The sequence below is a fragment of the Pseudomonas sp. S2_H10 genome (genome assembly GCF_054668285.1).
Genome location: NZ_CP162754.1, coordinates 978709 through 994178, shown reverse-complemented (window position 1 = coordinate 994178; position 15470 = coordinate 978709). Strand labels below are relative to the sequence as shown.

The window sequence follows — 15470 nt, the reverse complement described above, 5'->3', positions numbered from 1 at the left end:
ATTCGCAACAGCCGCCCGCAAGGTCGAGAAGTGTCCGAAAGATGTCGGTAGCGACGTTCATCCTGGTTGTTGTAATTGGGGTGATGACCATCTCGGCACTCGTTCAAAATCGTGAGCTGCAAGTTGAAGCAAACCCCGATCGGATAGGCGTGACACTGCAACCAGCACAGCATCCAAGCCCTTCAATCTCCACCCATGGCGACGCCTCTCCCATCATCACCGCAGCTGATGCGCATGTCGTAACCGAAGTCAAAGGGCCAAGCAGGTCGGCGCCTGCAGATGCCCCGGCGAAGAATGGAATTTCCACTCACGGAGCGGCCTCGCCAATCGTGACCGGGCAAGGCGCTGTGGTTAAATCCACAGTCGACACCCGGCCGTGACGAAGGAAAAACTTCTCCATGCGGTGATGATGCTTTCGGTGCTGGTGTTGCCTCAGCTTGCTCTGGCGCAATCCCAGAATATGCAGACCACGGGACCGTGCTCGTCGATCGTTACCGGTGCGGGCGCATCGGGAAATAGTTATTGCATCGGCGTCACGGAAGAAGTACTGGAGCGCCTGACCGACATCACTGCCGCGAGCCAGGGCCGCAGGCTCTTTGTGGCAGAGGCTTGGCTCAGCCCAACTCCGATGTTCGGACGCCCCGGCGGTGGTGAGCAAACCATCAATGAACAGGTCTATGTTTCAGTCCGTGTGACCAATATAACGGCGGCGCCAATTCTCCTGACGTCAGCCAAGTGGGAGATAGTGCAGGCGAGAAACCTGTCGAAAGGTGGCGGCTCATACTTCTCCAAGAACTTGTTGTGGCCCGTGATTTCGATGAACAAGCCGATCAAAATCGAGGCTGGGGAACAGGTCGATGTCGAGTTCGCTGAAGGATTGGAGCTGAATGGGATGGCCAGTCGCATCCGTGAGAATCGAAAACTGGACACTGCTTATACGCTGCCTGCCAACCCAACGCGGATTAACGGCGACCAATACGTCAATTGGTTCGCCGAACAGATGGGGCAACTGTACGGTGCAAAGGCAAAGCTGCGGCTCACTCTTTATGAGGGTGACTACAAACCTGTCGCCAGCCTGTTAGTGCCGCTTACCCAGGGCGTGGATTTGTTCTATCACGGCGAGGCGGTGGACCAGAAAGGAGGCGTTCAGTACGCGCCCCGCCTGGCTTACGACGCCTTCCTGGGCCAGTACCTGGAAATGCGTGAGAAAATGGAGCCCGGGTTTAATATCAATACTCCGCCAACCAGGGTGATCGAAGTGGTTCCAGATCCTGCCGTGTGGGGTAAGCAAAAGTATCGAGATCTCGGCGTTCAAGAACAGCCGAAGGAGTAACGTGCTGCGTTGGAGCTTAAGGATCAGGGATCAGGCAAGACTCAAATCCAATCCGGCATAGTCCACCACCACACCCGGCACTAGCATGGCCTCACCTTGTCTATTCAGAACCAGTCGACACGCGTAGGCACCGACAACCCCGTCGCCCTTCGTGTCATCACACTGACCTTCAGTTAAGAATCTTCTGCCTCGGGTGCACGGAAGGCCTTGCTGTAGTAACCGGACGGGTCGAAACAGCAAACCTTCTTCTTGCCGGATGCAAGCATATCGCAGGCGTCGCCAATGCGTTTTGCGCGCGTCTTGGTTTGCTTGGCTGAAGTAATCCAGTGTATCCAGTCTACTCGTGCGATGGTCGTCGTATTGTTCCAGACTTCACGAGCCTCGGGAGTGGCTGCCAGCGCCTCCTGAAAATCTGTCGGGATGTCGGGCTCGGGTTCCTTCTTCACAGGGCTTAGCTCCAGTGTAACGATATCCCCAACGACCACGCCCGCGGCTTCGATTAACTCTCTACTTATCGGCAGCCAATGGCTCAGTTGACCATCCGGTTCAAGGGTTGCCTGGAAAGGGTGCCCGTTGATCGTGCCTGCAACGGTCGTCCTTCCTCGCCTCGGAAGCTGTTCACTTGCGTCTGTTGGCAGTACTACGAACGCCCACGACGCATCACTGCCAGGCTTTGCCGGACGAAGAAGCCTGGCTTCGAATCTGGATTTCACATCGATTGTTGTCATTGCAACTCCTTTAACCAATACGCTTGACGGCTATTGGTCACTAGCCTGTCCAGCGGCTGATTCTGGCCGTTTTCTACCTGTCGCGAACGGCAGTTACCGACCCAATGCCGAGCTTCGGCGTTCCTACAGCCGTTGACGGTTTCGCTGCTGTTTGACCTTATACATCTCGCGGTCTGCCAGTTTTGTGGCCTCGTCCACAGTCATGCTCCCCGGAACCACTGCCACGACCCCAACACTCGCTCCGGCATATTGAACATCATCAAGACCGTGGCCCAGCTCATATCGCCCTATTGTCGCTTTGGACAGGCGCTCCTGAAGCAGTTCGGCGGCATGTCGCTTGTCCTTTTCCGGGTCCGAGTGTTCGGATGGAGTGCCCAAGGCGATCACGATGAACTCATCACCTCCGGTACGCCCGATGATGTCGCTGCTTCTAAGGACGTGCTGCAGTCGTGCGGCCACGTCGCGCAGTAGCTGGTCACCTGCCAGGTGACCGCGGGTGTCGTTGATGAGCTTGAACCCATCCAGATCGATGACACCGATCAGTATGTACTTGTGCTCCCGTTGGGCCAGGGCGAACAGGCGCGCGGCATCGTTTAAAATGGCACGCCGGTTGGACAGGCCGGTGAGTGGGTCCGTCAGGGCCAGCTTGGTCAACTCGGCGTTGGCAGCCTGGAGTCGCTCAACTAGCAGTCCACGTTCAAGGGAGTATCCCAGCAGCCCTGACAACAGCATCAGCAAGGGTTCCACGTCAGGAGAGCGGGCCACCTGATCCGAGCTGGCGGCACATACCGTCCCCAGCACTTGCCCGTCCTGGGACCTGATTGGCGCGCTCACGTAAGTTCTGATGCCCAAGGCCGCGGCGGCCTGCGAGTCACTCCAGCATTCGGCAACGTTATCCGAGTACATGCGATTTTCATCCAGCGCCCGCTTGCACAGAGTATCTGTCCAAGGCACGACCAGCCCTTCAGGAATCACCATGTCTCCGACGTTGCGTGCGAACTCGACACGCTGGACACCCTCGTCGGTATCAATGGTCGTCAGGTAGGTGGACTCCATACCGGTTACCTTGCTGAGCAGGGCCAGCAAGGGACGCGTTAGTTGCTCCAGGGTTTGGGCTTTTGGAATGGTATCGGAGAGAAGAGAAAGAATCTGATCCATTTGGGCGTGCCGATAGCTAAGTGGTATTTCATTATCGACTAATCAGCGCATTACTGAACATCGCAGGGCTTGAGCCAGTTGAATGAGGCTGCCAGGACAAGAGAGCGACCGTTTCTGGCCGTTTTCTGCCTGTCGAGACCGGCAGAGAGCAGCCAAAAGTGGTCAGTCAGCATCCTCGTATAAGGGGCGATTCAGTGATGACGTCGTCAGGCGACTCTGCTGCCCTGGTGCTTTGTACGGATCTTGAAGGTTTTCATGGTGGCAACCTTGCTCTTTGATAAGGGAAAAGAATTTCCCGGTGGGGGTTGACCACGTATTTTAATACTGTACTATTCGCCTCCCGCTAACGAGCAACTCGATGTTGATCTTGGCTTAAGTAGTTGATTTTGTTGAAAAATCAGAAACTTTTAAGGTTGCAAATTGAAAAGATGCGCTGTAAGATGCGCACCTCGGTTGAGACGAAAGATCTTAACCAACCGCTCTTTAACAACTGAATCAAGCAATTCGTGTGGGTGCTTGTGGAGTCAGACTGCTAGTCAACAGATTATCAGCATCACAAGTTACTCCGCGAGAAATCAAAGATGTAACCAACGATTGCTGAGCCAAGTTTAGGGTTTTCTCAAAACCCAAAGATGTTTGAACTGAAGAGTTTGATCATGGCTCAGATTGAACGCTGGCGGCAGGCCTAACACATGCAAGTCGAGCGGATGACAGGAGCTTGCTCCTGAATTCAGCGGCGGACGGGTGAGTAATGCCTAGGAATCTGCCTGGTAGTGGGGGACAACGTTTCGAAAGGAACGCTAATACCGCATACGTCCTACGGGAGAAAGCAGGGGACCTTCGGGCCTTGCGCTATCAGATGAGCCTAGGTCGGATTAGCTAGTTGGTGAGGTAATGGCTCACCAAGGCGACGATCCGTAACTGGTCTGAGAGGATGATCAGTCACACTGGAACTGAGACACGGTCCAGACTCCTACGGGAGGCAGCAGTGGGGAATATTGGACAATGGGCGAAAGCCTGATCCAGCCATGCCGCGTGTGTGAAGAAGGTCTTCGGATTGTAAAGCACTTTAAGTTGGGAGGAAGGGCAGTAACTTAATACGTTGCTGTCTTGACGTTACCGACAGAATAAGCACCGGCTAACTCTGTGCCAGCAGCCGCGGTAATACAGAGGGTGCAAGCGTTAATCGGAATTACTGGGCGTAAAGCGCGCGTAGGTGGTTTGTTAAGTTGGATGTGAAAGCCCCGGGCTCAACCTGGGAACTGCATTCAAAACTGACAAGCTAGAGTATGGTAGAGGGTGGTGGAATTTCCTGTGTAGCGGTGAAATGCGTAGATATAGGAAGGAACACCAGTGGCGAAGGCGACCACCTGGACTGATACTGACACTGAGGTGCGAAAGCGTGGGGAGCAAACAGGATTAGATACCCTGGTAGTCCACGCCGTAAACGATGTCAACTAGCCGTTGGGAGCCTTGAGCTCTTAGTGGCGCAGCTAACGCATTAAGTTGACCGCCTGGGGAGTACGGCCGCAAGGTTAAAACTCAAATGAATTGACGGGGGCCCGCACAAGCGGTGGAGCATGTGGTTTAATTCGAAGCAACGCGAAGAACCTTACCAGGCCTTGACATCCAATGAACTTTCCAGAGATGGATTGGTGCCTTCGGGAACATTGAGACAGGTGCTGCATGGCTGTCGTCAGCTCGTGTCGTGAGATGTTGGGTTAAGTCCCGTAACGAGCGCAACCCTTGTCCTTAGTTACCAGCACGTCATGGTGGGCACTCTAAGGAGACTGCCGGTGACAAACCGGAGGAAGGTGGGGATGACGTCAAGTCATCATGGCCCTTACGGCCTGGGCTACACACGTGCTACAATGGTCGGTACAGAGGGTTGCCAAGCCGCGAGGTGGAGCTAATCCCAGAAAACCGATCGTAGTCCGGATCGCAGTCTGCAACTCGACTGCGTGAAGTCGGAATCGCTAGTAATCGCGAATCAGAATGTCGCGGTGAATACGTTCCCGGGCCTTGTACACACCGCCCGTCACACCATGGGAGTGGGTTGCACCAGAAGTAGCTAGTCTAACCTTCGGGAGGACGGTTACCACGGTGTGATTCATGACTGGGGTGAAGTCGTAACAAGGTAGCCGTAGGGGAACCTGCGGCTGGATCACCTCCTTAATCGACGACTCAGCTGCTCCATAAGCTCCCACACGAATTGCTTGATTCACGCGTTTGTAAAAGTGCAGAGTTAAATATTCGCTTCGAATACTTAGCTCTGATCTTTTCAGAACCGTTCTTTAAAAATTTGGGTATGTGATAGAAAAATAGACTGAACGTTACTTTCACTGGTAACGGATCAGGCTAAGGTAAAATTTGTGAGTGACTCTTAAGAGTTTTGCGAATTTTCGGCGAATGTCGTCTTCATAGTATAACCAGATTGCTTGGGGTTATATGGTCAAGTGAAGAAGCGCATACGGTGGATGCCTTGGCAGTCAGAGGCGATGAAAGACGTGGTAGCCTGCGAAAAGCTTCGGGGAGTCGGCAAACAGACTTTGATCCGGAGATGTCTGAATGGGGGAACCCAGCCATCATAAGATGGTTATCTTGTACTGAATACATAGGTGCAAGAGGCGAACCAGGGGAACTGAAACATCTAAGTACCCTGAGGAAAAGAAATCAACCGAGATTCCCTTAGTAGTGGCGAGCGAACGGGGACTAGCCCTTAAGTGGCTTTGAGATTAGCGGAACGCTCTGGAAAGTGCGGCCATAGTGGGTGATAGCCCTGTACGCGAAAATCTCTTAGTCATGAAATCGAGTAGGACGGAGCACGAGAAACTTTGTCTGAATATGGGGGGACCATCCTCCAAGGCTAAATACTACTGACTGACCGATAGTGAACTAGTACCGTGAGGGAAAGGCGAAAAGAACCCCGGAGAGGGGAGTGAAATAGATCCTGAAACCGTATGCGTACAAGCAGTGGGAGCCCACTTTGTTGGGTGACTGCGTACCTTTTGTATAATGGGTCAGCGACTTATTTTCAGTGGCGAGCTTAACCGAATAGGGGAGGCGTAGCGAAAGCGAGTCTTAATAGGGCGTCTAGTCGCTGGGAATAGACCCGAAACCGGGCGATCTATCCATGGGCAGGTTGAAGGTTGGGTAACACTAACTGGAGGACCGAACCGACTACCGTTGAAAAGTTAGCGGATGACCTGTGGATCGGAGTGAAAGGCTAATCAAGCTCGGAGATAGCTGGTTCTCCTCGAAAGCTATTTAGGTAGCGCCTCATGTATCACTGTAGGGGGTAGAGCACTGTTTCGGCTAGGGGGTCATCCCGACTTACCAAACCGATGCAAACTCCGAATACCTACAAGTGCCGAGCATGGGAGACACACGGCGGGTGCTAACGTCCGTCGTGAAAAGGGAAACAACCCAGACCGTCAGCTAAGGTCCCAAAGTTATGGTTAAGTGGGAAACGATGTGGGAAGGCTTAGACAGCTAGGAGGTTGGCTTAGAAGCAGCCACCCTTTAAAGAAAGCGTAATAGCTCACTAGTCGAGTCGGCCTGCGCGGAAGATGTAACGGGGCTCAAACCATACACCGAAGCTACGGGTATCACCTTCGGGTGATGCGGTAGAGGAGCGTTCTGTAAGCCTGTGAAGGTGAGTTGAGAAGCTTGCTGGAGGTATCAGAAGTGCGAATGCTGACATGAGTAACGACAATGGGTGTGAAAAACACCCACGCCGAAAGACCAAGGTTTCCTGCGCAACGTTAATCGACGCAGGGTTAGTCGGTCCCTAAGGCGAGGCTGAAAAGCGTAGTCGATGGAAAACAGGTTAATATTCCTGTACTTCTGGTTATTGCGATGGAGGGACGGAGAAGGCTAGGCCAGCTTGGCGTTGGTTGTCCAAGTTTAAGGTGGTAGGCTGAGATCTTAGGTAAATCCGGGATCTTAAGGCCGAGAGCTGATGACGAGTGTTCTTTTAGAACACGAAGTGGTTGATGCCATGCTTCCAAGAAAAGCTTCTAAGCTTCAGGTAACCAGGAACCGTACCCCAAACCGACACAGGTGGTTGGGTAGAGAATACCAAGGCGCTTGAGAGAACTCGGGTGAAGGAACTAGGCAAAATGGCACCGTAACTTCGGGAGAAGGTGCGCCGGTGAGGGTGAAGGACTTGCTCCGTAAGCCCACGCCGGTCGAAGATACCAGGCCGCTGCGACTGTTTATTAAAAACACAGCACTCTGCAAACACGAAAGTGGACGTATAGGGTGTGACGCCTGCCCGGTGCCGGAAGGTTAATTGATGGGGTTAGCTAACGCGAAGCTCTTGATCGAAGCCCCGGTAAACGGCGGCCGTAACTATAACGGTCCTAAGGTAGCGAAATTCCTTGTCGGGTAAGTTCCGACCTGCACGAATGGCGTAACGATGGCGGCGCTGTCTCCACCCGAGACTCAGTGAAATTGAAATCGCTGTGAAGATGCAGTGTATCCGCGGCTAGACGGAAAGACCCCGTGAACCTTTACTATAGCTTTGCACTGGACTTTGAATTTGCTTGTGTAGGATAGGTGGGAGGCTTTGAAGCGTGGACGCCAGTTCGCGTGGAGCCAACCTTGAAATACCACCCTGGCAACTTTGAGGTTCTAACTCAGGTCCGTTATCCGGATCGAGGACAGTGTATGGTGGGTAGTTTGACTGGGGCGGTCTCCTCCTAAAGAGTAACGGAGGAGTACGAAGGTGCGCTCAGACCGGTCGGAAATCGGTCGTAGAGTATAAAGGCAAAAGCGCGCTTGACTGCGAGACAGACACGTCGAGCAGGTACGAAAGTAGGTCTTAGTGATCCGGTGGTTCTGTATGGAAGGGCCATCGCTCAACGGATAAAAGGTACTCCGGGGATAACAGGCTGATACCGCCCAAGAGTTCATATCGACGGCGGTGTTTGGCACCTCGATGTCGGCTCATCACATCCTGGGGCTGAAGCCGGTCCCAAGGGTATGGCTGTTCGCCATTTAAAGTGGTACGCGAGCTGGGTTTAGAACGTCGTGAGACAGTTCGGTCCCTATCTGCCGTGGACGTTTGAGATTTGAGAGGGGCTGCTCCTAGTACGAGAGGACCGGAGTGGACGAACCTCTGGTGTTCCGGTTGTCACGCCAGTGGCATTGCCGGGTAGCTATGTTCGGAATAGATAACCGCTGAAAGCATCTAAGCGGGAAACTAGCCTCAAGATGAGATCTCACTGGGACCTTGAGTCCCCTGAAGGGCCGTCGAAGACTACGACGTTGATAGGTTGGGTGTGTAAGCGCTGTGAGGCGTTGAGCTAACCAATACTAATTGCCCGTGAGGCTTGACCATATAACACCCAAGCAATTTGCGTCGAAAGGCCAGATTGCGGTGTGTGAAGACGAAATGAACCGAAAGTTCGTGATACTCACAAAACACCGAAAGCTGTCACATACCCAATTTGCTGAAGCGAGGCCATCTGGTCACGACTCAGTACCCGAGTTTCTTGACGACCATAGAGCGTTGGAACCACCTGATCCCATCCCGAACTCAGCAGTGAAACGATGCATCGCCGATGGTAGTGTGGGGTTTCCCCATGTGAGAGTAGGTCATCGTCAAGATTAAATTCCGAAACCCCTATCTGCGTATGCAGGTAGGGGTTTTGTTTTTGCGCCGCATTGTAGGAGCGAGCCTGCTCGCGAAAAACGCCAGGACACCACGGGGCCCCAGACAGCCCGCGTCATCGTTGACGACCATCGCCAGCAAGCTCGCTCCCACAGTTTTTTATGCCGCGCCGTCGAGGAATTGCTCGGCATAGTGGCAAGCCACCTGGCGCCCGTCGAGCAGGCGCAGGGCCGGCTCTTCGGTGCTGCAACGCTCGGTGGCGTACGGGCAGCGCTTGTGGAACGCGCAGCCGGGTGGCGGGTTCAGCGGGTTGGGCAGTTCGCCGACGATCTTGATTTTCGGTTTGTTCGGGTCCGGGTGAATGGTCGGTGTCGCCGACAACAGGGCCTGGGTGTACGGGTGCAGGGGGCGTTCGTAGATGGCGTTCTTCGGACCCATTTCCACCGGGCGACCGAGGTACATGACCATCACGTCATCGGCCACGTGTTGCACCACCGCCAGGTTGTGGGAAATGAACACGTAGGCGGTGTTGAATTCCTGCTGCAGGTCCATGAACAGGTTCAGCACCTGGGCCTGGATCGACACGTCCAGCGCCGAGGTCGGTTCGTCCGCGACCAGCACTTTCGGTTGCAGCATCATCGCGCGGGCGAGGGCGATCCGCTGGCGTTGACCGCCGGAGAACATGTGCGGATAACGCTGGTAGTGCTCGGGACGCAAGCCCACCTGCTTCATCATCGCCTGGACTTTCTCGCGACGTTGCGCGGCGCTCAGGTTGGTGTTGATCAGCAGCGGTTCGGCCAGCTGGTCGCCGACCTTCTGCCGCGGGTTCAACGAGGCGTACGGGCTCTGGAACACCATCTGCACGTCTTTGCGCAGTTGTTTGCGCTGGGCCTTGTCGGCGCCGGCGACTTCCTGGCCGGCGATTTTCAAGGAGCCGGACGACGGTTCTTCGATCAGCGTCAGGGCACGGGCCAGGGTGGATTTGCCGCAGCCCGATTCACCGACGACGGCGAGGGTCTTGCCGGCTTCGAGTTCGAACGACACGCCGTTGAGCGCGCGCACGGTGGCGTGCCCCTTGAACAGGCCACGGGACACTTCGTAGTGACGGGTCAGGTCGCGGGCGGTAAGAACGACGGCCATTACGCCACCTCCTGGTTCAGCGGGTAGAAGCAGCGAGCGAGGCTGTTGCTTTTCGGGTCAAGGGCCGGACGTTGTTGACGGCAGTTGTCTTTCACATACGGGCAGCGCGGCGACAGCAGGCAGCCCTGCGGACGGTCGTAGCGACCGGGCACGATGCCCGGCAGGGTCGACAGGCGCGCGGCGCCCTGGCTGTGTTCCGGAATCGCCTTGAGCAGCGCTTCGCTGTACGGGTGCGCCGGAATGTCGAACAGTTGCGGCACCTGACCGACTTCGACCGCTTGCCCGGCGTACATCACGCACACGCGCTGGGCGGTTTCGGCGACGACGGCGAGGTCGTGGGTGATCAGCACCAGGCCCATGTTCTGCTCTTTCTGCAACGCCAGCAGCAGGTCCATGATCTGCGCCTGGATGGTGACGTCCAATGCCGTGGTCGGTTCGTCGGCGATCAGCAGTTTCGGTTCGCCGGCAATCGCCATGGCAATCGCGACACGCTGGCTCATGCCGCCGGACAGTTGATGCGGGTAGGCGTCCATGCGGCTGGCGGCGCCCGGGATTTCAACTTTCTCCAGCAGTTCGATGGCGCGCTTGCGTGCTTGTTTGCCGGACATTTTCAGGTGCAGGCGCAGCACTTCTTCGATCTGGAAACCGACGGTGTAGCTCGGGTTCAGCGCGGTCATCGGGTCCTGGAAGACCATCGACAGGTCTTTGCCGACGATCTGCCGACGCTGACGGTTGCTGAGCTTGAGCATGTCCTTGCCGTCGAAACTGAGCGAGTCGGCGGTGACGATGCCGGGGTGCTCGATCAGCCCCATCAACGCCATCATGGTCACGGACTTGCCGGAACCGGACTCGCCAACGATGGCCAACACTTCGCCCTTGTCGACTTTCAGGTCGAGGCCGTCGACCACCGGCGTGGCGGTCTTGTCGCCGAAACGCACGTTGAGATTCTTGATTTCTAACAGTGACATGGGAATCTCCTCAGGCGGCGTTCTTGAGTTTCGGGTCCAGCGCGTCGCGCAGGCCGTCACCCATCAAGTTGATTGCCAGCACGCTGAGCAAAATGGTCAAACCCGGCAGGCTCACCACCCACCAGGCGCGTTCGATGTAGTCGCGGGCCGAGGCCAGCATGGTGCCCCACTCAGGGGTTGGCGGTTGTACGCCAAGGCCGAGGAAGCCCAGTGCGGCGGCATCGAGGATCGCCGAAGAGAAGCTCAGGGTGGCCTGCACGATCAGCGGCGCCATGCAGTTGGGCAGCACGGTGACGAACATCAGGCGCGGCAGGCCGGCACCGGCCAGGCGCGCGGCGGTCACGTAGTCGCGGTTCAGCTCGCCCATCACCGCGGCGCGGGTCAGACGCACGTAGGACGGCAGGGACACCACGGCGATGGCGATCACGGTGTTGATCAGGCCAGGGCCGAGGATGGCGACGATCGCCACGGCCAGCAGCAGGGACGGCAGGGCCAGCATGATGTCCATCAGGCGCATGATGGTCGGGCCGAGCACGCGCGGGAAGAACCCGGCGAACAGGCCCAGCAGGATGCCCGGAATCAGCGACATCACCACCGACGACAAGCCGATCAGCAAGGACAGGCGCGAACCCTGGATCAGGCGCGACAGCAGGTCGCGGCCCAGTTCATCGGTGCCGAGCAGGAACTGGATCTGCCCACCTTCCAGCCAGGCCGGCGGGGTCAGCAGGAAGTCACGGTATTGCTCGCTCGGATCGTGGGGGGCCACCCACGGGGCGAAGATGGCGCAGAAAATCACCAGCAGCATGAACATCAGGCCGGCGACGGCGCCTTTGTTCTTGGCGAACGCTTGCCAGAACTCTTTGTACGGGGACGGGTACAGCAGGCTTTGATCGACTGCTACCGATGGAATTGGAGTGGTCATGGTCATGATCTCAGCGCTGATGACGGATGCGTGGGTTGGCAAAGCCGTAGAGGATGTCCACTACGAAGTTGACCAGAATCACCAGGCAGGCGATTAACAGGATGCCGTTCTGCACGACGGGATAGTCCCGGGCGCCAATGGCTTCGATCAGCCATTTGCCGATGCCGGGCCAGGAGAAGATGGTTTCGGTCAGGACCGCACCGGCCAGCAGGGTGCCGACTTGCAGGCCGACCACGGTCAGCACCGGAATCAGCGCGTTGCGCAGGCCGTGCACGAACACCACGCGCGACGGCGACAGGCCCTTGGCCTTGGCGGTGCGGATGTAGTCTTCGCGCAGCACTTCGAGCATCGAGGAGCGGGTCATCCGCGCGATCACCGCCAGCGGAATGGTGCCGAGCACGATGGCCGGCAGGATCAGGTGGTGCAGGGCATCGAAGAAGGCCTCCGGCTCGTCGGCCAGCAGCGTGTCGATCAGCATGAAGCCGGTGCGCGGCTCGATGTCGTAGAGCAGGTCGATCCGCCCGGACACCGGGGTCCAGCCCAGGCTCACCGAGAAGAACATGATCAGGATCAGGCCCCACCAGAAGATCGGCATCGAGTATCCCGCCAGGGAGATGCCCATCACCCCGTGGTCGAACAGCGATCCTCGCTTGAGTGCCGCGATCACCCCGGCCAGAAGACCGAGGATGCCGGCGAACAACAGGGCGGCCATGGACAGTTCCAGGGTCGCGGGGAACAGGGAGGTGAACTCGGTCCAGACGCTTTCACGGGTGCGCAGGGACTCACCGAGATCGCCGTGGGCCAGTTTGCCGATGTAATCCAGGTACTGGGCATACAGGGGTTTGTTCAGACCTAGGCGTTCCATTGCCTGAGCGTGCATTTCGGGGTCGACTCTGCGTTCGCCCATCATGACTTCCACGGGGTCGCCAGGGATCATGCGAATCAACGCGAATGTCAGCAAGGTGATGCCGAAAAACGTGGGGATCAACAACCCCAGTCGGCGGGTAATAAAACTCAGCATTTGGACTTATCACTCGTTATTGTTTTTGTAATGCCGGTCTGCGTGCCGGGGGCCGCTTGAGCGGCCCCTGTCACTCACTGTTCGTTGTGGACGCCGTAGAAGCTGCTGAGTCCGAAGGGGCTGATCTGGAAGTCCTGCACACTGGCGCGCATCGGCTGGTAGACCGTGGAGTGGGCGATCGGGGTCATCGGCACCTGCGCTTTGAGGACATGCTGCGCTTCTTTGTACAGCGCGGTGCGCTGTTCCACATCGGCGGTGGCCTCGGCGGCGTTCACCAGTTTGTCGTAGCCAGCATCGCACCACTTGGAGAAGTTGTTGCCGTTGACCGCGTTGCAGCTGTAGAGGGTGCCCAGCCAGTTGTCCGGGTCACCGTTGTCGCCAGTGAAGCCGATCAGCATGGCGTCGTGCTCGCCGGCGTGGGCGCGCTTGATGTACTCGCCCCATTCGTAGCTGACGATGTTGGCCTTGATGCCGATTTTGGCCCAGTCGGCCTGGAGCATTTCAGCCATCAGCCTGGCGTTGGGGTTGTAGGGGCGCTGCACCGGCATGGCCCAGAGGGTGATTTGCGTGCCTTCTTTCACGCCTGCAGCCTTCAGCAACTCCTTGGCCTTCTCCGGGTTGTAGGCGGCGTCCTTGATGGTCTCGTCGTAGGACCACTGGGTCGGCGGCAGGCCGTTGACGGCCAACTGGCCGGCGCCCTGGTAAACGGCTTCGATGATGGCTTTCTTGTTTACCGCCATGTCCAGCGCCTGGCGTACTTCGAGTTTGTCGAACGGCTTGTGGGTGAAGTTGTAGGCGATATAGCCAAGGTTGAAGCCGGGTTGACTAGGCATCTTGAGCTGCTTGTCTTCCTGCAGCGGCTTGATATCGGCCGGGCGGGGGAAGGAGGTGATCTGGCACTCGTTCTTTTTCAGTTTTTGCATGCGCACCGAGGCATCGGTGGTGATGGCGAAGATCAGGTTGTCGATCTTCACGTCTTCAGGCTTCCAGTAATCCTTGTTGCCCTTGTAGCGAATCTGGGCGTCTTTCTGGTACTTGCTGAACACGAACGGACCCGTGCCGATCGGCTTTTGGTTGATGTCCTGGGCCTTGCCTTCCTTGAGCAACTGGCCGGCGTATTCGGCCGACTGGATCGAGGCGAAGCTCATGGCCAGGTTCTGGATGAAGGCGGCGTCGACACCCTTGAGGGTGAACTTGACGGTATGGTCGTCGACTTTTTCGACCTTGGTGATGTTTTCGTTCATCCCCATGTCGGTGAAGTAGGGGAATTCGGTGGGGTAGGCCTTGCGGAACGGCATGTCCTTGTCGAGCATGCGGTCGAAGGTGAACAGCACGTCGTCGGCGTTGAAGTCGCGGGTCGGCTTGAAGTAGTCGGTGGTGTGGAACTTGACCCCTTCACGCAGGTGGAAGGTGTAGCTCAGGCCATCGGGAGAAACGTCCCAGCGGGTTGCCAGGCCCGGGATGACCTTGGTGCCGCCACGTTCGAACTGCGAGAGACGGTTGAACACGGTTTCGGCCGAGGCGTCGAAGTCGGTCCCGGTGGTGTATTGGCCCGGGTCGAAACCAGCCGGGCTGCCTTCGGAGCAGAACACCAGATTGCTGGCCGCGTGGGTGAAGCCGGAACCGAGGATCAGGCCGGCGGCAATCATGGTCTTGAGCGTGGTCTTTTTGCGCATGCGAACCTCATTGTTGTTATTTTTGAGGGCGGCAGATCAGGTAGTCCATTCCTGGGGGGATGCACCTGATCCTGCGGCTTTACGGACTGCAGGCTGCCCGTCATTTACGAACGGGGAGCCGAAGGCCGACATCCTGGCTCGGGCGCTAGCGCTGAAGGGGGGGAGAGGGATGCTCGCGCCGCCACCGGCCGAGGCAAAACTTAAGTGATTCTAAAATTAAATACAACTTAAATTCAGTGGTACTTACTTTTTGAGGGCGAGCGGTCAGATTGTGGGGTGGTCGTCGAGCAGGCCGCCCATGGTGGTGACGACCAGCACTTCGGCAACATCGTCGCCGGAGTTGGCGATGGAATGCTGCTTGGTGGAGTCGAAATGCACCGATCCCCCCGGGCCGAGCGGGTAGGTGTGGCCTTCGATGGTGTAGATGATTTGCCCGGAGAGCACATAGGTGAACTCTGCGCCTTCGTGGGAGATGAGTTCGGACTGGTAGCCCACCGCCATGGTCATCTTCATCGCGTTGATCAGGTTGCCGGGGAAGTTGCTGGACAGACGCTCGTAGACCAGCGGCTGGCTGCCGATGGAGTACCGCACGCGCTGGCCCTGATGGGAGTCGGGCTGGGGCTGGGCGGGCTGGTCGAACAGGGTGTTGAGCGGAACGCCCAAGGCACTTGCGATTCTCGCCAGCGAGGAGATGGACACGCCAGTGAGGTTACGCTCCGCCTGTGACAGGAAGCTGGCTGTGAGGCCTGTTTCAGTGGCGACCTGGTTCAGGGTCTTGTTGGCGGCGCGCCGGTGGCGGCGCAACCGTTCCCCGATCTGTTCTACGGTCATTGGCGTGGCTCGTATTCTGAAAGGCGCCAGTATAGCGGGCGGCGCACAGCAGAAAAGGCTTTTCGCCTCATTGAAA

The 15470-nt window shown here is 57.1% G+C and carries 9 protein-coding genes and 3 rRNA genes; 4 read left to right on the top strand and 8 right to left on the bottom strand.

Going from position 1 to position 15470, the window contains the following annotated elements; all coding sequences use genetic code 11:
• The first annotated feature begins 376 nt into the window (after positions 1-376).
• Positions 377-1333 (top strand): hypothetical protein, encoded by a 957-nt coding sequence (locus AB4O16_RS04365; protein WP_460157101.1) that lies wholly within the window; start codon positions 377-379, stop codon positions 1331-1333.
• Between the two features lie 173 nt (positions 1334-1506).
• Here the strand turns inward: AB4O16_RS04365 and AB4O16_RS04360 are convergent, their stop codons facing one another.
• Together AB4O16_RS04360 and AB4O16_RS04355 are read right to left on the bottom strand one after the other, a co-directional pair.
• Entirely contained in the window at positions 1507-2061 is a 555-nt protein-coding gene (locus tag AB4O16_RS04360) for a YdeI/OmpD-associated family protein (RefSeq protein WP_460157100.1), read from the bottom strand.
• 123 nt (positions 2062-2184) lie between these two features.
• On the bottom strand, positions 2185-3219 hold the full coding sequence (locus AB4O16_RS04355) for a sensor domain-containing diguanylate cyclase (protein ID WP_160390283.1): 1035 nt from the start codon (positions 3217-3219) through the stop codon (positions 2185-2187).
• A gap of 638 nt (positions 3220-3857) precedes the next feature.
• Here AB4O16_RS04355 and AB4O16_RS04350 point away from each other — a divergent pair.
• The 3 genes from AB4O16_RS04350 (at position 3858) to rrf (ending at position 8832) form a co-directional block, all read left to right on the top strand.
• Positions 3858-5394, top strand: a 16S ribosomal RNA gene (locus AB4O16_RS04350).
• Between the two features lie 275 nt (positions 5395-5669).
• A 23S ribosomal RNA gene (locus AB4O16_RS04345) occupies positions 5670-8563 on the top strand.
• A gap of 153 nt (positions 8564-8716) precedes the next feature.
• Positions 8717-8832, top strand: a 5S ribosomal RNA gene (gene rrf / locus AB4O16_RS04340).
• Together the 16S, 23S and 5S rRNA genes form the textbook arrangement of a ribosomal RNA operon.
• A 163-nt stretch (positions 8833-8995) precedes the next feature.
• On the opposite strand, the gene AB4O16_RS04335 is transcribed toward rrf, so the two are convergent.
• The 6 genes from AB4O16_RS04335 to AB4O16_RS04310 all read right to left on the bottom strand — a co-directional run bounded on the left by AB4O16_RS04335 (position 8996) and on the right by AB4O16_RS04310 (position 15394).
• Entirely contained in the window at positions 8996-9976 is a 981-nt protein-coding gene (locus AB4O16_RS04335; RefSeq protein WP_460155682.1) for a peptide ABC transporter ATP-binding protein, read from the bottom strand.
• Positions 9976-10944 carry an ABC transporter ATP-binding protein gene (locus AB4O16_RS04330; protein ID WP_460155683.1) on the bottom strand — a complete coding sequence of 323 codons (969 nt, stop codon included), beginning with the start codon at positions 10942-10944 and terminating at the stop codon, positions 9976-9978. Before AB4O16_RS04330 ends, AB4O16_RS04335 begins: the two co-directional genes overlap by 1 nt.
• A 10-nt stretch (positions 10945-10954) precedes the next feature.
• A complete protein-coding gene (locus tag AB4O16_RS04325) occupies positions 10955-11866 on the bottom strand; it encodes an ABC transporter permease subunit (RefSeq protein ID WP_460155684.1) in 912 nt (303 codons plus the stop codon).
• Between the two features lie 10 nt (positions 11867-11876).
• Positions 11877-12887 carry an ABC transporter permease subunit gene (locus tag AB4O16_RS04320; protein WP_460157099.1) on the bottom strand — a complete coding sequence of 337 codons (1011 nt, stop codon included), beginning with the start codon at positions 12885-12887 and terminating at the stop codon, positions 11877-11879.
• Between the two features lie 74 nt (positions 12888-12961).
• The gene (locus AB4O16_RS04315; protein ID WP_460157098.1) at positions 12962-14563 is read right to left on the bottom strand and encodes an ABC transporter substrate-binding protein; all 1602 of its coding nucleotides are present in this window, start codon (positions 14561-14563) and stop codon (positions 12962-12964) included.
• 264 nt (positions 14564-14827) lie between these two features.
• Positions 14828-15394 carry a helix-turn-helix domain-containing protein gene (locus AB4O16_RS04310; RefSeq protein WP_460157097.1) on the bottom strand — a complete coding sequence of 189 codons (567 nt, stop codon included), beginning with the start codon at positions 15392-15394 and terminating at the stop codon, positions 14828-14830.
• Positions 15395-15470: the final 76 nt, after the last annotated feature.

Bases quoted from the DNA above. Each gene is read 5' to 3' on its own strand.
- AB4O16_RS04355 (WP_160390283.1), bottom strand. From the start codon at position 3,219: ATGGATCAGATTCTTTCTCTTCTCTCCGATACCATTCCAAAAGCCCAA.
- AB4O16_RS04315 (WP_460157098.1), bottom strand. From the start codon at position 14,563: ATGCGCAAAAAGACCACGCTCAAGACCATGATTGCCGCCGGCCTGATC.
- AB4O16_RS04330 (WP_460155683.1), bottom strand. From the start codon at position 10,944: ATGTCACTGTTAGAAATCAAGAATCTCAACGTGCGTTTCGGCGACAAG.
- AB4O16_RS04325 (WP_460155684.1), bottom strand. From the start codon at position 11,866: ATGACCACTCCAATTCCATCGGTAGCAGTCGATCAAAGCCTGCTGTAC.
- AB4O16_RS04335 (WP_460155682.1), bottom strand. From the start codon at position 9,976: ATGGCCGTCGTTCTTACCGCCCGCGACCTGACCCGTCACTACGAAGTG.
- AB4O16_RS04310 (WP_460157097.1), bottom strand. From the start codon at position 15,394: ATGACCGTAGAACAGATCGGGGAACGGTTGCGCCGCCACCGGCGCGCC.
- AB4O16_RS04320 (WP_460157099.1), bottom strand. From the start codon at position 12,887: ATGCTGAGTTTTATTACCCGCCGACTGGGGTTGTTGATCCCCACGTTT.
- AB4O16_RS04360 (WP_460157100.1), bottom strand. From the start codon at position 2,061: ATGACAACAATCGATGTGAAATCCAGATTCGAAGCCAGGCTTCTTCGT.